The following is an 18,413-nucleotide window of genomic DNA, read 5'->3' as shown; positions in this document are numbered from 1 at the left end:
CATGGACGACGGACGCGGGGCCCGGACGCACGTCGGCGCGCGGGTGGGCGGGATGCTCGCCGCCACGCACCCCGCGCCCGCGGCGGTCGTCACCGCGCTGGCGCTGGTGTTCGCGGTCGGGGTCGGGCTCTCCGCAGGGCGCGCGGTGCTCGTCACGGCGGCGGTCGCCGCGGGGCAGCTCTCCATCGGATGGAGCAACGACTGGCTCGACGCCGGCCGCGACCGAAGGGCCGCACGCGCGGACAAGCCGACGGTGACCGGTGCCGTCACGGCCGGTGCACTCCGCGCGGGGGCGCTCGCCGCGCTGGCCGTGTGCGTGCTGCTGTCGCTCGCGACGGGTGTCGTGCCCGGGCTGCTGCACCTCGCCGCGGTGGCCGGCGGCTGGTCGTACAACGCCTGGCTCAAGGGCACCGCGTGGTCGTGGCTGCCCTACGCCACGAGCTTCGGGCTGCTGCCCGCGTTCGTGGTCGCCGCCGCCGGCGACGGCCGCGTCGTCGCCGGGTGGACGGTGCTGGCGGCCGCGCTGCTCGGCGTCGGAGCGCACGTGGCGAACGTACTGCCAGACCTCGAGGACGACCACGCCACCGGCATCCGCGGCCTGCCCCACCGCCTGGGGCGTCGCGGGTCGAGCGTCCTCGCGCCGGTGGTGCTGGCGGCGGGGAGCGTCGTCGTGCTGCTGGGCCCGGCGGGCGCCCCTGGGATCGCGACCGCGGTGCTCACCGGCGTCGCCCTCGTCCTCGCCGGCGGCGCGGGCGTGATCGGCGTCCTGCGCCCGCACAGCCGTGCGCCGTTCGCGCTCAGCATGGCCGTGGCCGCGGTGTGCGTCGCGCAGCTCGTGCTCGCGGCTGGTGCCGTGGCCGTCCCGGCCTGACACCGGCACGATCAGCGCCCCTGGTCGGGTCTTCCCCGGCCGCTTGTCAGGTCTGCCCAAGCCGCTGGTCAGACCGCTGGTCAGGCCGCGCGGTCCGCGAGCGCCTCGGCGAGGTCGCCGAACGCCTGCTTCACGGGTCCGTCGGGCAGAGGTGCCAGCTCGGCGGCCGCCTCGCGCGCCCAGCGCCCGGCCAGCTCGCGGGTCTCGCCGAGCACCTCGTGCGCGCGCAGGTCGGCAACGACGGCGGCCAGCGCCCCGTCGCCCGACAGGTCGCCGTCGAGCCGCTCGACGAGGGCGACGTCGGCCGCGGTGCCCTCGCCGCGCGCGACCCGCTGGCGCAGCAGCAGCACCGGCATGGTGGGCACGTGCTCCCGCAGGTCGGTCCCCGGCGTCTTGCCGGACTCGTCCCCGCTCGAGGCGATGTCGAGGACGTCGTCGGCGAGCTGGAACGCGACGCCCACCTTCTCCCCGTAGGCGCCGACGGCGTCCACGACCTCGGACCGGCAGCCGCCGAACATCGCGCCCAGGCGGGCCGACGTCGCGAGCAGGGACGCCGTCTTGTCGCTGAGCACCTGCAGGTAGTGCTCCACCGGGTCCTCGCCGTCGCGCGGGCCGACCGTCTCGTGCAGCTGGCCGAGGCACATCCGCTCGAAGGTGCGCGACTGCAGCACCACCGCCTCCGGGCCGAGCCCCGCGACGAGGGCGGACGCGCGCGCGAACAGCAGGTCACCCACGAGGATGGCCACCGAGTTGCCCCACACCATGTGCGCCGACGGTGCGCCGCGGCGCAGCGGCGCGGAGTCCATGACGTCGTCGTGGTAGAGCGACGCGACCTGGGTGAGCTCGACGACGACGGCGGCGTCGACCAGCTCCGGCCGCGCACCGTCCCCGAGCTCGCCCGCGAGCAGCGTCAGCAGGGGACGGAACCGCTTGCCGCCCGCAGCCACCAGGTGGCGCGACGCGTCGTCGGCGAGGGTGTCGGCGGAGGCCACGGCCTCGTCGAGGGCAGCGTCCACCAGGGCCATGCGCGCCGACAACCGGTCGGAGAGCGCGGGGTCGTTCAACGGGATCGCCGTGGACAACGGCGACGGCGGCGAGGGCTCCGGCCCGGAGGTCGACGCGAAGGGTGCGCGGGTCACTGTCCGAACCTATCTTTCCGTGCCCCCGAACACGGAACCGAAACGGCTCCCGGGCACGTCGCGTGTCTCACCGCACGGTGGGCGGGCCGCGGCCGCGCCCCCGGACCGGCACCCAGGGGCGCCGGTCCGGGACGAGGTGCGGTCCCCGGCGTCAGGGGCGGAACTGCGCTGCCTGCCCGGCGAGGTCCAGCGCGCCGGCGGGCAGGATGCCGAGCAGCAGCACGCCGACGGCGCACAGCGCGATGGCGACCGCCGCAGGCCCCCGGGAGCCGACGACGGTCACCACGGTGCGCGCCACCACGGCGCGGGTGGCGGTGCCGGTGAGCGCCGGCGCTCCCCCGGCCGGGCCCGTCACCGAGCCCGCGTCCTCCGCAGCCTCCACGACCGCGCCGGGCTCGTCGTCGGACGGCGGCGTGAGCACCATGAACACGATGATGCGCACGTAGAAGAACACCGACACCGCCGACCCGAGCACGCCCAGCAGGGCGAGCGGCCAGGCGCCGGCCTCGACCGCGGCGGAGAACACCCCGAACTTGGCGATGAACCCGGCGGTGAGCGGGATGCCCGCCATCGACAGCAGGAACAGGGAGAACGCTGCGGTGAGCCAGGGCGCGCGGCGGCCCAGCCCGGCCCACTGCGCCAGCGCGGTCGCCTCGCCGAGCACCACGCCGTCGTCCGTCGTGTCACCGAGCGCGCCGGCGCGGTCGTCCGACGACACGGTGCGCTCGCGCACCAGCGTGACCACGGCGAACGCCCCGATCGTGGCGAGGCCGTAGGCGAGCAGGTAGAACACCACGGCGCTCGACCCGACCTCGTCCAGCCCGACCACGCCGACCAGCACGAAGCCGGCATGGGCGATCGAGGAGTAGGCGAGCAGACGCTTGACGTCGGTCTGCACGGCTCCCACCACGCTGCCGATCACCATCGTGAGGATCGCGACCACCCACAGCGCCACCTGCACGTCGTGCCGGGTGTCGGCGTCCAACCCGTGAGCCAGGGTGAAGAGCACCCGTACCAGCGCCCCCACGGCCGCCGTCTTCGTGCACGCGGCCATGAAGCCGGTGATGGGCGTGGGCGCCCCCTGGTACACGTCCGGCGTCCACGTGTGGAACGGCGCGGCGCCGATCTTGAACAGGAGCCCGGACAGGACCAGCAGCAGCCCGACGACGACGAGCCCTCGCATCGTGCCCAGCGGCGACGTCCCAGGGTCGGCGAGCACCTGGACGACGCCCTGCAGGCGGACCGTCCCGGCGAACCCGTAGACGAGGGCGACGCCGAAGACGAACAGCGCGGACGCGAACGCACCCAGCACGAAGTACTTGAACGCGGCCTCCTGGCTGAGCAGGCGCCGACGGCGCGCCGTCGCGCACAGCACGTACAGGGGCAGCGACAGCACCTCGAGGGCCACGAACATGACGATGAGGTCGTCGGTGGCGGGGAAGAGCAGCATGCCACCGGTCGAGAACAGCAGCAGCGGATAGATCTCGGTCTGCTGCAGGCCCGCGCGGCGGGCCTCGTCCTCGTACGTGGTGCCCGGCACGGCCGCGGCCGCGGGGGCGAAGGAGTCCTGCCCGGTGGTGGTGCGGTCGGCGATCACCAGCACGCCGAGGAGCGCGCTGATCGCGATGACGGCCTGGATGCCCAGTCCGAACGGGGTAAGCAGGTATGACCCGCCCACCACGGACACGGCGCCCTCGGACACCCGCTCCCAGAGCAGCCCGACCGCGACGAGCGAGGCCACCAGGGCGGCGAGGGTGAGGGTGATCTGGGTGGTGCGGCGTGCCCGGGCCGGGACGAACGCCTCCAGCAGGACGCCGAGCACCCCCGCGCCCAGCACGACGAGCACGGGCGAGACGGCCGCCCAGTCGATGGTCGGTGCGACGAAGTCGTTCACAGCGCGCTCCCCTCGGTCGCGGGTTCGTCGGTGGAGCCTGTCGGGGCCTGCGCGGGTGGGTCGGTCTCGCCCACCAGCTCGACGGAGACCGCCCCCGGTTCCCGCACGTAGTCGAGCACCGGTCCAGGCGCGACGCCGAGCACGACGAGCGCGGCGACCAGGACGCCGGCCACCGTCTTCTCCCGGACGTCGAGGTCGCGGGCTGCGGCGAGCTCGGTGGTGAGCGCGCCCGTGAACATGCGCTGGTAGGTGAGCAGCACGTACACGGCGGCGAGCACGACGGCGGGCACCGCCACCAGCACGGCCGCGGGCCAGCGGGCGAAGGAGCCGATGAACACCATGATCTCGGAGACGAACGTCGACAGGCCGGGCAGCGACGCGGCCGACAGTCCCGCCACGAGGAACGTGCCGCCCAGCACCGGCGCGACGGCGCGCAGGCCGCCGAAGTCGCCGATGAGCTGGCTCGAGCGCGGGTGCCGCGCGATGGCGAAGCCCGCGATGAGGAACAGCGCACCCGTCGAGATCCCGTGGTTGAGCATCATCAGGCCCGAGCCGGAGACACCCAGCGACGTGAACGTGAAGATGCCCAGCACGATGAACCCGAAGTGGGACACCGACGTGTAGCCGATGAGGCGCAGCAGGTCACGCTGCCCGATCGCCAGGATCGCGCCGTAGAGGATCGAGACCACGGCGAGCACCACGACGAACGGCGCCGCCCAGCGGCTCGCCCCGGGGAACAGCGGCAGGCACAGCGTGAGCATCCCGAACGTGCCGACCTTGTCCAGGACGCAGATGAGCAGCGTCGACGTGCCGGGCGTGGCGTTCTGCGTGACGTCGGGCAGCCACGAGTGCACGCCGAACACGGGCGCCTTGATCGCGAACGCGAGGAAGAACGCGCAGAACATCAGCTTCTCGGCCGTCGGGTCGAGCGCGATGCCGGTGAGGTTCTCGGTGAGGAACGTCTGCGGGCCGCGGTCGGCCGCGGGCACCTGCAGGTACAGCGCGATGACGGCCACCAGCATGACCAGGCCGCCGGCGAGCGAGAAGAGCAGGAACTTCACCGCGGCGTACCGCCGCTGCGCCCCCTGCCCGAACGACCCGATCAGGAAGTAGGCCGGGATGAGCATGGCCTCGAAGAGCACGTAGAACAGGAAGACGTCGCGGGCCGCGAACACGGCCACCATGAACGCCTCCAGCACGAGCACGGTGGCGAGGTAGCGGCGCAGCCGCACGTGGTCCCCGCCCTGCTCGCGCCAGGCGGCCAGGATCACCAGGGGCACCAGGCCGACCGACAGCGCGACCAGCAGCAGCCCCACGCCGTCGACCCCGAGCGCGTAGCTCGCGCCGAGCGCGGGGATCCAGGCATGCGTCTCCGCGAGCTGGTGGGTGCCCGCCGCGCCGGTGTCGAAGGCGGTGAACGCCCCGACCACCAGCACGACCTCGACGAGCGCTCCGACCAGTGCGACGGTGCGGGCCACGCCCGCACCGAACCGCCCACCGCCCGTGACCGGCCCTGCGGCGGGCCGCCCGCGGCCGAGGCCGGTGAGCGCCGTCGCCGCGGCCGCCACGAGCGGCCACACGATGAGGACCGTGAGCCAGGGGAATCCTGTGGACATCGTCATCCTTCCGTCCTCAGCTCGCCAGGATCGCCACGACGAGCGCCACGAGGCCGAGGCCGCCCAGCATCGTCGCCGCGTAGGTGCGTACGTAACCGTTCTGCGTCTTGCGCAGCAGTGCGCCGAGCCTCCCGACGGCCCCCGCGAGACCCAGCCAGCCGCCGTCGACGGCGGTCCTGTCCAGGTACACGAGCGAGCGCGTGAGGTACTGGCCCGGCAGCATGACGACGGCCTCGTTCACCGTGTCCTGGTGCAGGTCGGCCCGGGCGGCCCGGACCAGCACGTTCGCCGCGGGCGCGTCGGTGGGCACGGCCGCCATCGCGTACTGCCGGAACGCGAGCGCCGCGCCGAGCAGGACGAGCACCAGGGTCAGGGTCATGAGCAGCCAGACCGGCAGGATCGGCTCGTGGTGCTCGACGTGCCCGGTCACCGGCTCGAGCCACGTGACGAAGCGGTTCCCGACGGCGAGGATGCCGCCCAGGGCCACCGACCCGACGGCGAGGATGATCATCGGCCACTGCATGAGCAGCGGCGACTCGTGCGGGTGCCGCTCGACCCGGCCCTCGTCGTCCGACCTGTCGGTGCTCCAGCGCCGACGCCCGGCGAACGTCATGAAGAACAGGCGGGACATGTAGTACGCCGTGATCCCCGCGCCGAGCAGCGCGGCCAGGCCGAAGACCCACGGCCGCCAGCCCTCGCCGACGAACGCCGCCTCGATGATCTTGTCCTTCGACCAGAAGCCCGAGAACGGTGGGACGCCCAGGATGGCGAGCCAGCCCAGGCCCATCGTGATCGCGGTGACGGGCAGCAGCCGGGCGAGGCCGCCGAAGCGGCGCATGTTCACGTCGTCGTCCATCGCGTGCATCACGGACCCGGCGCCGAGGAACAGCCCCGCCTTGAAGAAGCCGTGCGTGAGCAGGTGGAAGATCGCGAACGCGTACCCGATCGGGCCGAGACCGGCCGCGAGCATCATGTAGCCGATCTGCGACATCGTCGAGGCGGCGAGCGCCTTCTTGATGTCGTCCTTCGCGGTACCGACGATCGCCCCGAACAGCAGGGTGAGCGCACCGACGATCGCGACGACGAGCTGCGCGTCCGGTGCGGCCTCGAGGACGGGGCCCGACCGCACCAGCAGGTAGACGCCGGCGGTGACCATCGTGGCCGCGTGGATGAGCGCCGACACCGGCGTCGGGCCGGCCATCGCGTCCCCGAGCCACGCCTGCAGCGGGAGCTGCGCGCTCTTGCCGCACGCCGCGAGCAGCAGCATGAGGCCGATCGCCGTCCACGTGCCCTCGGACAGGCCGGCCCCCGCGACCGCGCCGGAGCCCGTGCTGCCGAGCACCGTGGCGAAGTCGACGGCGCCCACGCCCGCGAACATGAGCATCATCGCGGCGACGAGCCCCATGTCGCCCACGCGGTTCATCACGAACGCCTTCTTGCCGGCCACCGCGTTCTCGCGCTTGCCGTCCCAGAAGCCGATGAGCAGGAACGAGGCCAGGCCCACGCCCTCCCAGCCGACGAACAGCAGCAGGTAGGAGTCGGCCAGGACCAGCAGCAGCATCGCCGCGACGAACAGGTTGAGGTAGGCGAAGAACCGGCGGCGGTCGACGTCGTGGCTCATGTAGGCCACGGAGTACACGTGGATCAGCGTCCCGACGAACGTCACCAGCATGACGAACGTCAGCGACAGCGGGTCCACCTGGAAGCCGAGGTCCACGTGCAGCCCGCCGGCGTCGAGCCAGGTGCCCACGGTGTGCTGCGCCACGCGGTCCGCGGCCGGGGTGCCGAGCATGTCGAGCAGCATCACGAGGCCGACGACGAACGTCGCGGCGCTGGCGAGCACGCCCAGCCAGTGCCCCCAGCGGTCGCTGCGCCGGCCGGCGAGCAGCAGCAGCGCTGCGCCGATCAGCGGCAGGGCCACCAGCCAGGGGGCGAGGGAGAGAGTCTGCATCGTCGGAGGCCTCTCAGCTCTGCAGCAGGTTGACGTCGTCGACCGAGGCCGACCGGCGGGCTCGGAAGATCATGACGATGATGGCGAGGCCGACCACGACCTCCGCGGCGGCCACCACCATGACGAAGAACGCGAGCACCTGGCCCGTGACGTCGCCGTGGATGCGGGCGAACGTGACGAAGGCGAGGTTCGTGGCGTTGAGCATGAGCTCCACGCCCATGAACACCACGATCGCGTTGCGGCGCAGCAGCACGGTCGCGGCTCCCACCGCGAACAGGACCGCCGCGAGCCCGAGGTAGTTGGTGAGCTCCATCAGCGCTCCTCCCCCTGGTGTGCGTCGCGGGCGCCGTCGGCGCGAGCACCGTCGTCGTCGGCATCGGCGTCGGCGGTGAGCAGGCCGGCGTCGGCGAGCTCCCGGGCGACGAGCGACTCCTCGGCCGCGAGCACGGCGGTCGCCGAGCGGGCCTGGCCCCGGATCCGCAGCACGCGCGGGACGGAGTGCTCCAGCGGCGCGCCGTCCGGCCCCAGCGCCGGGGTGTCCATCGCGTTGTTCTGCGCGTACACGCCGGGTGCCGGCAGCGGCGTGAGGGTGCGGCCCTGCGGCAAGGCCGCCACGCGTTCCCGGGCGAGGTCACGCTGGGTCACCTTGGGGCTGATCCGGCGTCGGTGCGTGAGCACCAGCCCGGCGAGCGCCGCCGTCACCAGCAGCACGCCGACCACCTCCATCGCGAGCACGTAGTCGGCGAGGAGCACCCGCGCCAGCGCCACGGGGTTCGTGACGGCGTTGGCCTCCGCGAGCCCGACGGCGGGCGGGAACGTCGCGGCGGAGATCACACCGAGCAGCACCGCCGCCAGCCCGAGGCCGAGCAGCACCCCGAGCCACCGCTGGCCGCGGATGGTCTCCGTGAGCGAGTCGGCGGCGTCGATGCCCACCAGCATGAGCACGAACAGGAAGAGCATCATCACGGCGCCCGTGTACACGACGACCTGCACGACACCGAGGAACGACGCCTCCTGCGCCACGTACAGGATCGCCATCCCCACCATCACGAACATCACGCAGATCGCGGCGTGCACCGCGCGGCGCACGAAGATCAGGCCGAGCGCGGCCAGCGTCATGAGCGGCGCGAGCACCCAGAACAGGGCGGTCTCGCCGCCCGAGACGGTCATGCCCGCCCCCCCGCGCTGCCCGTGCCGACGTGGCCGCCGGTCGCGGCCTCACGCGTCGCGACGGCCGCCTTCGTGGCGCTGCCCCGCAGCCGGTGCCGGCTCGGGGTGGGCGGCGGCGCCTCCCCGTGCACGACGCGCTCGGCGCCCGAGAGGGTCGCGTCGTCGGGACGACGGTCGCGCACCCAGTCGAGCTGCTCCGCCGTCGGCGCGGCGACCTCCCCGCGGTAGTACTCGGTGTCGGTCGTGCCCTCCACCATGGGGTGCGGGGCGGCGAGCATGCCCTCGGCCAGCGGCGCCAGGAGGTCCTTCTTCTCGTAGATCATCCCGGCGCGCTCCGGGCCCGCGAGCTCGTAGTCGTTCGTCATGGTGAGCGCGCGGGTGGGGCACGCCTCGATGCACAGCCCGCAGAAGATGCAGCGCAGGTAGTTGATCTGGTAGACGCGGCCGTACCGCTCGCCCGGCGACATGTGGCCGCCGTCGGGCAGGTCGGCGTTGTCCGCCCCCTCGACGTAGATCGCGTCGGCGGGGCACGCCCAGGCGCACAGCTCGCACCCGATGCACTTCTCCAGGCCGTCGGCGTACCGGTTGAGCTGGTGGCGGCCGTGGTAGCGCCGCTGCGGCGGCGTCTTCGTGCGCGGGTACTGCTCGGTCACGGTGGGCCGGAACATCGACGAGAACGTCACGCCGAAGCCTGCGACCGGGGCGAGCAGCTCCCCCAGCGGGCCCTTCTTCGGGCGCAGCGGCTCGTACGGCTTGTCGGTCATCGCGTCTCCTCGGATCGGTCGACGGCGGTGGTGTCTGTGGCGCTCCCGGTGTCGGTGGCGCCCACGGCGGCGGGCGGGACCCGGCGCCGGGCCCGCGGCGACGGCGGCAGGGTCTGCCCCGGCAGCGGGGGCACGGGGTAGCCCCCGGCGAAGGCGTCGAAGCCCGCGCCGTCGGCCCCCGAGGCGCCGTCGGCGCCCTCCTCGGCGCCGGGCGGCGCGCCCCGCCGGTCCGGCCACAACCACAGCAGGCCGACCACGAGGGCTCCCGCGACGACGACGCCGGTGATGAGCTGGGTGCGGGTCACGCCCGCCAGGCCGAGGTACTGGAAGACGCTGAGCACCACGACCCAGGCGAGGGCGACCGGGATGAGCACCTTCCAGCCGAACACCATGAACTGGTCGTAGCGCAGCCGCAGCAGCGTGCCGCGCACCCACACGAACACGAACATGACGGCCCAGAGCTTGACGAGGAACCACAGCACCGGCCACCAGCCGGTGTTGAGCGCGCCGTCGGCGACCGCGGACAGCGGCCACGGAGCCCGCCAGCCGCCGAGGAACAGGGTGGTCGCCACGGCGGAGACGTTGAGCATGTTGATGTACTCCGCCAGGAAGAACCAGGCGAACTTCATCGACGAGTACTCGGTCATGTAGCCGGAGACGAGCTCGCCCTCGGCCTCGGGCAGGTCGAACGGCAGGCGGTTCGTCTCGCCGATCATCGAGATCACGTAGACCACGAACGCAGGCAGCAGCGGCAGGAACCACCAGATGCCCGCCTGCGAGGCGACGATCTGCGACGTCGACATCGAGCCGGCCATGATGAAGACGCTCACCAGGGACAGGCCCATCGCCAGCTCGTAGGAGATCACCTGCGCCGTCGAGCGCACCGCGCCGAGCAGCGGGTAGGTGGAGCCCGACGACCAGCCGCCGAGCACGATCCCGTAGACGCCCAGGGACGCGCACGCCAGCACGTACAGCACGGCGACCGGGAAGTCGGTGAGCTGGGCGGGGGTCGAGTAGTCGGTGAACGGGATGGTCACCTCGGGCCCGAACGGCACGACGGCGAACACCAGCAGCGAGCAGAACACCGAGATCATCGGTGCCAGGAGGTAGACCACCCGGTCCGCCCGCGTGACGTTCACGTCCTCCTTGAGCAGCAGCTTCATGGCGTCCGCGAGCGACTGGAGCAGGCCGAACGGCCCGTGCCAGTTGGGGCCGGGACGCACCTGCATGCGTGCCACGACCTTGCGCTCGAACCAGATCGCGAACAGCACGCTGGTCAGCAGGAAGACGACGATGAGCACGGCCTTGATGGCCGAGACCCAGAGCCAGTCGTTGCTGAAGTCGGCAGCGACCCCGGGGATCATGCGACACCTCCGTCGTCGTCGCGTGCGGTGGTCCCGAGCGGCCCGGCGGCGCCCACCGGCGACGGCGGGGAGATGCGCACCAGGTCGCCGGGCACCGCGCCGAGCTCCTCGTGCACCCGGCACCCGCGCGACGCCAGCGGCAGCCACACCACGTGGTCGACCATCTCGGTGATCGCCACCGGCACCGTGATCGTGCCGCGCTCCGTCGACACGGCGACGTGGTCGCCGTCGTACACGTCGACGCTCGCCGCGGTGGCCGCGGACATGCGGGCCACGGGACGCTTCGCGGTGCCGGCGAGGAACTGTTCGCCGTCCTGCAGGGCGCCGTCGTCGAGCTGCAGGTGCCAGCTCGCGAGCACCGCCGAGCCCACGGGGACCGACGGTGGCTCGTGCCTGTCGCCGTCCGGCTCCGCGGCGCGCGGCCCACGGAACGCGGGCAGGGCGCCGATCGCCTGGTGCGCCGCGAGCGGCGTCGCGGCACCGAGGTCCACCCCGGCCTGCGCGGCGAGCGCGTCGAGCACCCGGTGGTCGGGCAGCGCGGCGGACTCGAGCGCCTGCCCGAACGCACGCACGCGTCCCTCCCAGTTCCAGTACGACCCGGCGCGCTCGACGGGCGGCGCGACGGGCAGGACGACGTCCGCGAGCTCGGTCGCGGCGGTGCGCCGCACCTCGAGGGAGACGACGAACCGAGCCGCGCCGAGGGCGCGGCGCGCGTGCACGGGGTCGGGCAGGTCGGCGAGCTCCAGGCCGCCGACCAGTGCCCCCGCGAGCTGGCCCACGGACAGGGCGTCGAGGATCTCCCCGGCGTCGCGGCCCGCCTCGGCGCCCAGCGCCTCGGCGTCCATGCCCCAGGCCGCGGCGACCTCGCGGCGTGCCGCGGCGTCGGTGACCGGACGACCACCGGGCAGCAGGCCCGGGAGCAGGCCGGCCTCCACGCCGCCGCGCTCTCCGGCGCGGCGCGGGATCCACGCGAGCCGTGCGCCGGTCGCCGCCGCGAGCCGCACGGCGGCGGAGTACGCGCCCGGCGAGGACGCGAGCCGCTCACCCACGAGGACGACAGCGCCCGGCTCCGCCAGCGCGCCGGCCACGGTACCGAGCATCTCGGCGTCCGCGGCCGCGGGGACGAGCCCGCCGCCGGCCTGCGTGGCGAGCGTGCCGAGCCACTCGGCCTCGGTGCCCGGTGCGGCCGGCAGCAGCGTGCCGTCCAGCCGGGCCAGGCCTCGGCTGGCGAACGGCGCCACGGAGAACACCCGCAGCCCGTGCGCGCGCACCGCCTTGCGGAGCCGCAGGTAGGTGACCCCGGCCTCCTCCTCGGCCTCGAGGCCCGCGAGCAGCACGGCCGGCGCCTGCTCGAGGTCGGTGAACGTCACGCCCATCCCCGTACCCGCGACGGCGTGGGCGAGGAAGGCTGCCTCCTCGCCGGAGTGCACCCGGGCGCGCTGGTCGACGTCGTGCGTGTGCAGCACCGTCCGGGCGAACCGCGACCACGCGAACGCGTCCTCGACGGTGAGACGCCCGCCGGGCAGCACCCCGACACCGCCCGCGGCCCGCGCCTCGGCGAGCCCTTCGGCCGCGAGCTCGAGAGCCTCCGCCCACGAGGCGGGCCGCAGCTCGCCGCGGTGCACGACCTGGCCCTCCTCGTCCAGCGTCCGGTCGCGGACCAGCGGCGTCGTCAGCCGGTCGGGCGCGGACTGCCAGGTGAACGCGAAGCGGTCCTTGTCGGTGATCCACTCCTCGTTCACCACCGGGTCGTCGCCCGACAGCCGTCGCAGCACCACGCCCCGACGGTGGTCGACGCGGATCGCCGAGCCGCACGAGTCGTGCTCGGAGACGGCCGGCGTCGACACCAGGTCGAACGGGCGGGACCGGAAGCGGTACGCCGCACCGGTGAGCGCCCCGACCGGGCAGATCTGCACCGTGTTCCCCGAGTAGTACGACGCGAACGGCTGCCCCGACGTGTCGGGCAGCGCCCCGCCGACGGTCGCCTCCGCGGCGGCGCCCTGGGACGTCGGCGGCGCGAAGTCCAGCACCGACTCGTCGAACCGCCCGATCTGCTGGTGCGACCCGCGCTCCTGCAGGGCGATGAACGCGTCGCCCGCGATCTCCTCGCTGAACCGCGTGCAGCGCTGGCACAGCACGCAGCGCTCGCGGTCGAGCAGGATCTGGGTCGACACCGCGATGGGCTTGGGGAACGTGCGCTTGACGTCCTCGAACCGCGTGTCCGGGCGGCCGTTGCTCATCGCCTGGTTCTGCAGCGGGCACTCACCGCCCTTGTCGCACACCGGGCAGTCGAGCGGGTGGTTCATGAGCAGCAGCTCCATGACCCCGTGCTGCGCCTTGTCCGCCACGGGCGACGTGCGCTGGGTCTTGACCACCATGCCGGGCGTGACCGTCATCGTGCACGAGGCCTGCGGCTTGGGCATCGCCCGCACGTTGCCCTCGCGGTCCGGCATCGCGACCTCGACGAGGCACTGCCGGCACGCGCCCGCGGGCTCGAGCAGCGGGTGGTCGCAGAACCGTGGGATCTCGATCCCGACCTGTTCCGCGGCGCGGATGATCAGCGTGCCCTTGGGCACGGTGACCTCGAGCTCGTCGATGGTGAGCGTGACCGTCTCGACGGGCTTGTCGACCGGGCCGCCCGTGGCCGACGTGTCCGTGGTCGCCGTCATCAGTGACCTCCCACACCGGCGAGGGCCGGGGTCCGGGGCTGCTTGGGTGTGTACGCGAACAGCGCGCTGGCACTCGGGTCGAACGGGCACCCGCGCCCGCCGAGGTGCGCCTCGTACTCGTCGCGGAAGAGCTGGATCGAGCTCGTCACCGGCGACGTCGCACCGTCGCCGAGGGCGCAGAACGCGCGGCCGAGGATGTTGTCGCACAGGTCGAGCAGCAGGTCGATGTCCCGCTCCTCGCCCTGGCCGGCCTCGATCCGTCGCAGCACCTGCTTGAGCCAGTAGGTGCCCTCGCGGCAGGGGGTGCACTTGCCGCAGGACTCGTGCGCGTAGAAGTCGGTCCACCGGCTCACCGCCCGCACGACGCACGTGGTCTCGTCGAAGATCTGGAGCGCGCGGGTGCCGAGCATCGACCCGGCGGCACCGACGGACTCGTAGTCCAGCGGGGTGTCGAGGTGGTCCGCCGTGAACAGGGGCGTCGACGACCCGCCCGGGGTCCAGAACTTCAGCTCGTGCCCCGCGCGCACGCCGCCCGCCTGGTCGAGCAGCTCGCGCAGCGTGATGCCGAGCGGCGCCTCGTACTGCCCGGGCCGGGTGACGTGGCCGGACAGCGAGAAGAGGCCGTGGCCCTGCGACTTCTCGGTGCCCATCGAGGCGAACCAGTCGACGCCGTGCTTCATGATGCCCGGCACCGACGCGATGGACTCGACGTTGTTCACGACCGTCGGCCGCGCGTACAGGCCGGCGACGGCGGGGAACGGCGGCTTGAGGCGCGGCTGGCCGCGCTTGCCCTCGAGCGAGTCGAGCAGCGCCGTCTCCTCGCCGCAGATGTAGGCGCCGGCGCCGGCGTGCACCGTGACGTCGAGGTCGAATCCCGAGCCCTGGATGTCCTTGCCCAGGTACCCGGCGTCGTAGGCCTCCTGCACGGCGGCCAGGAGCCGGCGGTACACGTGCACGACCTCGCCGCGCACGTAGATGAACGCGTGGTGGCAGCCGATGGCGTAGCTGGTGATCACCACGCCCTCGATCAGGTGCTGCGGGCTGGCGAGCATCAGCGGGATGTCCTTGCAGGTCCCCGGCTCCGACTCGTCCGCGTTGACGACGAGATAGCGCGGGCCGCCGTCCGGCGGGGGCAGGAAGCCCCACTTCATCCCCGTGGGGAACCCGGCACCGCCGCGCCCCCGCAGCCCGGAGGCCTTGACGGCGGCGACGATGTCGGCCGGGTCCATCCCGAGGGACGTCCGCAGCCCCTCGTACCCGCCCGCGGCCTCGTACGCCCCGAGCGTCCAGGACCGTTCCGCGTCCCACGTGTCGGTGAGCACGGGCAAGAGCTCAGTCATCCTGACCCTCCTTCTCCGGCTCGGGGTTCACGGCCCCGCTCGACGGCGAGCGCCCCGGCTCGTCGTCCTCCGGCGCCACGGGCTCCCGCTCGGCGCTCGACTGCTCCCCGCCGGTCTCGGGTGCGACCTCTGCCGCCCCGTCCTGGCCGGCCGACGTCGTCGGCCCGTCGTCCTGGCGCGGGCCGGAGTCCCCCGCGCCCTCGGGACCCGAGTCCACCGCTTCGGCGGCCCGGGCCAGGCGCAGACCAGCGAGCGACGGCTCCCCCGCCCCCACACCCTCGCCCGCGCGACCGTCGTCGAACCCCGCGAGCACGCGGCTCACGTGCTTGAACGAGCACACCTTCGCCGCGCCGCGGGTGGGTGCGACGTCCTCGCCGGCGCGCAGCCGGTCCGTGAGGTCGGTCGCCGTCTCCGGGGTCTGGTTGTCGAAGAACTCCCAGTTGACCATCACGACCGGCGCGAAGTCGCAGGCCGCGTTGCACTCGACGCGCTCGAGGGTGATGGCGCCGTCCTCGGTGGTCTCGTCGTGCCCGACGCCGAGGTGGTCGCTGAGCTCGTCGAAGATGGCGTCGCCGCCCATGACCGCGCACAGCGTGTTGGTGCACACTCCCACGGTGTAGGTGCCGTTGGGGTGCCGCTTGTACTGGGTGTAGAACGTGGCGACGGCGCTCACCTCGGCCGGGGTCAGCTCGAGCTGCTCGGCGCAGAAGAGGATCCCGTCGCGGCTGACGTACCCGTCGACCGACTGCACCAGGTGGAGCATGGGCAGCAGGCCCGACCTCGGGTCCGGGTAGCGGGACCTGATCTGCGCCGCGTCGGCCTCGAGCGACGCCAGCACCTCGGCGTCGTACCTCGTGGCGGAGCGTGCGCTCGCGGGCTCGGCAGTCATCGGTCCACCCCTCCCAGCACCGGGTCCAGGGACGCGACCGCCACCACGACGTCGGCCACCTGGCCGCCCTCGCACATGACCGACACGGCCTGGAGGTTGTTGAACGACGGGTCGCGGAAGTGCGCCCGGTACGGCTTGGTCCCACCGTCGGAGACGGCGTGCACGCCGAGCTCGCCGCGCGGGTGCTCGACGGTCTGCCACGTCTGCCCGGCAGGCACCCGGAAGCCCTCCGTCACCAGCTTGAAGTGGTGGATGAGCGCCTCCATCGAGTTGCCCATGATGTGGCGGATGTGGTCCAGGGAGTTGCCCTGCCCGTCGTCGCCGACGGCGAGCTGGGCGGGCCAGGCGATCTTCTTGTCCGCCACCATGACCGGCGCGCCGGTGGTGTCGCGCAGCCTGGTGAGGCACTGCTCCACGATCCGCAGCGACTGGTAGCACTCCTCGATCCGCAGCACGACGCGGGCGAAGCAGTCGGCGTCCGTGGAGGTCGGGACGTCGAAGTCGTACGTCTCGTAGCCGCTGTAGGGGAACGCCTTGCGCACGTCGTACGGCAGGCCCGCGGAGCGGAGCACCGGGCCGGTGACGCCGAGCGCCATGCACCCGGTGAGGTTCAGCACGCCGACGTCGACGAGGCGGCCCTTGAAGATCGGGTTGGCGAGCATGAGGTCGCCGAGCTGGCCGAGGTAGTGGCGGATCTTCGGCAGGGCGTCACGGACCTGGTCCTCGAAGCCCTCGGGGGTGTCCTGCGCGACGCCGCCCGGGCGCACGTACGCGTGGTTCATCCGCAGCCCGGTGGCGGCCTCGAACAGCCGCAGGATCTCCTCGCGGGCGGTGAACCCGATGGTCATGATCGTGGTCGCGCCCATCTCGTTGCCGCCCGTGCCCAGACACACCAGGTGGGAGGCGATCCGGTTGAGCTCCATCATGAGGACGCGGATGACCGACGCCCGCTCGGGCACCTCGTCCGTGACACCCAGCAGCTTCTCCGTGGCCAGGCAGAACGCCGTCTCCTGGAAGAACGGGGCCAGGTAGTCCATCCGGGTGCAGAACGTGGTGCCCTGCGTCCAGGTGCGGAACTCCATGTTCTTCTCGATGCCGGTGTGCAGGTAGCCGATGCCGCATCGTGCCTCGGTGACGCGCTCGCCGTCGATCTCGAGCATGAGACGGAGCACGCCGTGGGTGGACGGGTGCTGCGGGCCCATGTTGACGACGATGCGCTCCTCGCCGATGGCCTCGCGAGCGATCTCGTCCCAGTCGCCGCCGGAGGCCTCGAACCCGGGGACGCCCGGGTCGAAGTCGTCCGTCGCCGGCTTCGTGGAGTGGAAGGTTCCAGTGGTCACGAGTACTGCCTCCTCGTGTCCGGCGGCGGCACCGTGGCGCCCTTGTACTCCACGGGGATGCCTCCGAGCGGGTAGTCCTTGCGCTGCGGGTGGCCCGGCCAGTCATCCGGCATCTCGATGCGCGCCAGGCCGGGGTGGCCGTCGAAGACGATGCCGAAGAAGTCCCAGGTCTCGCGCTCGTGCCAGTCGTTGGTGGGGTACACCGACGTCGTGGACGGGACGTGCGGGTCCGCGTCGGGGCACGCGACCTCCACGCGAACCCGCCGCCCGTGGGTCACCGACGTCAGGTGGTAGACGGCGTGCAGCTCGCGGCCGACGTCCTCCGGGTAGTGCACGCCGGAGACGCCGAGGCTCAGCTCGAACCGGAGGTCCTGGTCGTCGCGCAGCGCGCGGCACACCGCGACCAGGTGCGCCCGCGCCACGAACAGGGTCAGCTCGGCGTGCTCGCTCGGGGGGTCGGTCTGCGGGCTGACGACGACGCGCTCCACGGCGTCGTCGAACGTCACGCCCGCCTCGCCCAGCACCTCGGCCAGGACGTCCACGGCCTCGTCGAACCACCCGCCGTAGGGGCGGGTCGCCGCACCGGCCATGACGACCGGCCGCACGAGCCCGCCGTACCCCGACGTGTCGCCGGAGCCCTCGGGTCCGAACATCCCGCGCCGGACCCCGACCACCTCGGGGGCCGCGGCGGCGCCCTCGACGGGCGAGGTCGCCTCAGGCACCGTCCCCGGTGCCGCCACGGTGCCCGGCGACGTCACCGCGGCCGGCGAGCCCGAGGCGCCCGACGTGGCGGCGCGCTCGTCCTTGTCCGTCATCGCAGCAGCCCCTTGAGCTCGAACGTCGGCGTCGCCTCCAGCGCCGCGGCCTCGGCGGCGGCCGCCGCCTCGCGGCGGTTCACACCCAGCGGCGCGTCCTGGATCTGCTGGTGCAGGGCCAGGATCGCGTTGATGAGCATCTCCGGCCGCGGCGGGCAGCCGGGCAGGTAGATGTCCACGGGGAGGATGTGGTCGACGCCCTGCACGATCGCGTAGTTGTTGAACATGCCGCCGCTGGAGGCGCACACGCCCATCGAGAGCACCCACTTGGGCTCGCTCATCTGGTCGTAGACCTGGCGCACGACCGGGGCCATCTTCTGGCTGACCCGGCCGGCCACGATCATGAGGTCGGCCTGCCGGGGCGACGCGCGGAACACCTCCATGCCGAACCGCGACAGGTCGAAGCGGGACGCGCCGGCCGCCATCATCTCGATGGCGCAGCACGCCAGCCCGAACGTCACCGGCCACACCGACGCCTTGCGCAGGTAGCCCGCCAGGTCCTCGATCGTCGTCAGCAGGAAGCCCGACGGCGCCTCTTCCAGCCCCATGTGCCCAACCCCTCGTCAAGAGATGCGCCGCCGTTCGTGCGGC

Annotated in this window: 15 protein-coding genes; 1 reads left to right on the top strand and 14 read right to left on the bottom strand. The window is 73.1% G+C overall.

Annotation, left to right across the window (positions count from 1 at the left end):
* Position 1: 1 nt before the first annotated feature.
* Positions 2 to 871, top strand: a complete 870-nt coding sequence (locus LEP48_RS17115; protein ID WP_225566787.1) for a UbiA family prenyltransferase — start codon at positions 2 to 4, stop codon at positions 869 to 871.
* A gap of 80 nt (positions 872 to 951) precedes the next feature.
* Here the strand turns inward: LEP48_RS17115 and LEP48_RS17110 are convergent, their stop codons facing one another.
* The 14 genes from LEP48_RS17110 to LEP48_RS17045 all read right to left on the bottom strand — a co-directional run bounded on the left by LEP48_RS17110 (position 952) and on the right by LEP48_RS17045 (position 18,370).
* Entirely contained in the window at positions 952 to 1,896 is a 945-nt protein-coding gene (locus LEP48_RS17110; protein WP_225566810.1) for a polyprenyl synthetase family protein, read from the bottom strand.
* A 265-nt stretch (positions 1,897 to 2,161) separates the two neighbouring features.
* Entirely contained in the window at positions 2,162 to 3,904 is a 1,743-nt protein-coding gene (gene nuoN, locus LEP48_RS17105) for an NADH-quinone oxidoreductase subunit NuoN (protein ID WP_225566786.1), read from the bottom strand.
* Complete coding sequence (locus LEP48_RS17100; protein WP_225566785.1) at positions 3,901 to 5,520, bottom strand: NADH-quinone oxidoreductase subunit M; 1,620 nt, start codon at positions 5,518 to 5,520, stop codon at positions 3,901 to 3,903. Before LEP48_RS17100 ends, nuoN begins: the two co-directional genes overlap by 4 nt.
* Positions 5,521 to 5,536: 16 nt before the next feature.
* Positions 5,537 to 7,471, bottom strand: a complete 1,935-nt coding sequence (gene nuoL, locus LEP48_RS17095) for an NADH-quinone oxidoreductase subunit L (protein WP_225566784.1) — start codon at positions 7,469 to 7,471, stop codon at positions 5,537 to 5,539.
* Between the two features lie 13 nt (positions 7,472 to 7,484).
* Positions 7,485 to 7,784: an NADH-quinone oxidoreductase subunit NuoK gene (gene nuoK / locus LEP48_RS17090; RefSeq protein WP_225566783.1), complete on the bottom strand. Its 300-nt coding sequence runs from the start codon at positions 7,782 to 7,784 to the stop codon at positions 7,485 to 7,487.
* Complete coding sequence (locus tag LEP48_RS17085) at positions 7,784 to 8,641, bottom strand: NADH-quinone oxidoreductase subunit J (protein WP_225566782.1); 858 nt, start codon at positions 8,639 to 8,641, stop codon at positions 7,784 to 7,786. The genes nuoK and LEP48_RS17085 overlap by 1 nt, the downstream gene beginning before the upstream one ends.
* Positions 8,638 to 9,405 carry an NADH-quinone oxidoreductase subunit NuoI gene (gene nuoI, locus LEP48_RS17080; RefSeq protein ID WP_225566781.1) on the bottom strand — a complete coding sequence of 256 codons (768 nt, stop codon included), beginning with the start codon at positions 9,403 to 9,405 and terminating at the stop codon, positions 8,638 to 8,640. The genes LEP48_RS17085 and nuoI overlap by 4 nt, the downstream gene beginning before the upstream one ends.
* Complete coding sequence (nuoH, locus tag LEP48_RS17075; RefSeq protein WP_225566780.1) at positions 9,402 to 10,769, bottom strand: NADH-quinone oxidoreductase subunit NuoH; 1,368 nt, start codon at positions 10,767 to 10,769, stop codon at positions 9,402 to 9,404. Before nuoH ends, nuoI begins: the two co-directional genes overlap by 4 nt.
* Positions 10,766 to 13,438: an NADH-quinone oxidoreductase subunit G gene (locus tag LEP48_RS17070; protein WP_225566779.1), complete on the bottom strand. Its 2,673-nt coding sequence runs from the start codon at positions 13,436 to 13,438 to the stop codon at positions 10,766 to 10,768. The genes nuoH and LEP48_RS17070 overlap by 4 nt, the downstream gene beginning before the upstream one ends.
* On the bottom strand, positions 13,438 to 14,778 hold the full coding sequence (nuoF, locus tag LEP48_RS17065) for an NADH-quinone oxidoreductase subunit NuoF (RefSeq protein ID WP_225566778.1): 1,341 nt from the start codon (positions 14,776 to 14,778) through the stop codon (positions 13,438 to 13,440). The genes LEP48_RS17070 and nuoF overlap by 1 nt, the downstream gene beginning before the upstream one ends.
* Positions 14,771 to 15,667: an NADH-quinone oxidoreductase subunit NuoE gene (nuoE, locus tag LEP48_RS17060; RefSeq protein WP_225566777.1), complete on the bottom strand. Its 897-nt coding sequence runs from the start codon at positions 15,665 to 15,667 to the stop codon at positions 14,771 to 14,773. The genes nuoF and nuoE overlap by 8 nt, the downstream gene beginning before the upstream one ends.
* Positions 15,664 to 17,007 carry an NADH-quinone oxidoreductase subunit D gene (locus LEP48_RS17055; RefSeq protein ID WP_225566776.1) on the bottom strand — a complete coding sequence of 448 codons (1,344 nt, stop codon included), beginning with the start codon at positions 17,005 to 17,007 and terminating at the stop codon, positions 15,664 to 15,666. The genes nuoE and LEP48_RS17055 overlap by 4 nt, the downstream gene beginning before the upstream one ends.
* Positions 17,004 to 17,822, bottom strand: a complete 819-nt coding sequence (locus LEP48_RS17050) for an NADH-quinone oxidoreductase subunit C (protein ID WP_225566775.1) — start codon at positions 17,820 to 17,822, stop codon at positions 17,004 to 17,006. The genes LEP48_RS17055 and LEP48_RS17050 overlap by 4 nt, the downstream gene beginning before the upstream one ends.
* Entirely contained in the window at positions 17,819 to 18,370 is a 552-nt protein-coding gene (locus tag LEP48_RS17045) for a NuoB/complex I 20 kDa subunit family protein (RefSeq protein ID WP_225566774.1), read from the bottom strand. Before LEP48_RS17045 ends, LEP48_RS17050 begins: the two co-directional genes overlap by 4 nt.
* Between the last annotated feature and the right edge of the window lie 43 nt (positions 18,371 to 18,413).

The organism is Isoptericola luteus (assembly GCF_020297055.1).
GTDB lineage: Bacteria > Actinomycetota > Actinomycetes > Actinomycetales > Cellulomonadaceae > Isoptericola > Isoptericola luteus.
Note: the sequence above shows the minus strand (reverse complement) of the source record. Positions and strands in the feature narration are given on the sequence as shown.

Bases quoted from the DNA above. Each gene is read 5' to 3' on its own strand.
- LEP48_RS17115 (WP_225566787.1), top strand. From the start codon at position 2: ATGGACGACGGACGCGGGGCCCGGACGCACGTCGGCGCGCGGGTGGGC.
- LEP48_RS17110 (WP_225566810.1), bottom strand. From the start codon at position 1,896: ATGGCCCTGGTGGACGCTGCCCTCGACGAGGCCGTGGCCTCCGCCGAC.
- LEP48_RS17100 (WP_225566785.1), bottom strand. From the start codon at position 5,520: ATGTCCACAGGATTCCCCTGGCTCACGGTCCTCATCGTGTGGCCGCTC.
- nuoL (WP_225566784.1), bottom strand. From the start codon at position 7,471: ATGCAGACTCTCTCCCTCGCCCCCTGGCTGGTGGCCCTGCCGCTGATC.
- nuoK (WP_225566783.1), bottom strand. From the start codon at position 7,784: ATGGAGCTCACCAACTACCTCGGGCTCGCGGCGGTCCTGTTCGCGGTG.
- LEP48_RS17085 (WP_225566782.1), bottom strand. From the start codon at position 8,641: ATGACCGTCTCGGGCGGCGAGACCGCCCTGTTCTGGGTGCTCGCGCCG.
- nuoI (WP_225566781.1), bottom strand. From the start codon at position 9,405: ATGACCGACAAGCCGTACGAGCCGCTGCGCCCGAAGAAGGGCCCGCTG.
- nuoH (WP_225566780.1), bottom strand. From the start codon at position 10,769: ATGATCCCCGGGGTCGCTGCCGACTTCAGCAACGACTGGCTCTGGGTC.
- LEP48_RS17070 (WP_225566779.1), bottom strand. From the start codon at position 13,438: ATGACGGCGACCACGGACACGTCGGCCACGGGCGGCCCGGTCGACAAG.
- nuoF (WP_225566778.1), bottom strand. From the start codon at position 14,778: ATGACTGAGCTCTTGCCCGTGCTCACCGACACGTGGGACGCGGAACGG.
- nuoE (WP_225566777.1), bottom strand. From the start codon at position 15,667: ATGACTGCCGAGCCCGCGAGCGCACGCTCCGCCACGAGGTACGACGCC.
- LEP48_RS17050 (WP_225566775.1), bottom strand. From the start codon at position 17,822: ATGACGGACAAGGACGAGCGCGCCGCCACGTCGGGCGCCTCGGGCTCG.
- LEP48_RS17045 (WP_225566774.1), bottom strand. From the start codon at position 18,370: ATGGGGCTGGAAGAGGCGCCGTCGGGCTTCCTGCTGACGACGATCGAG.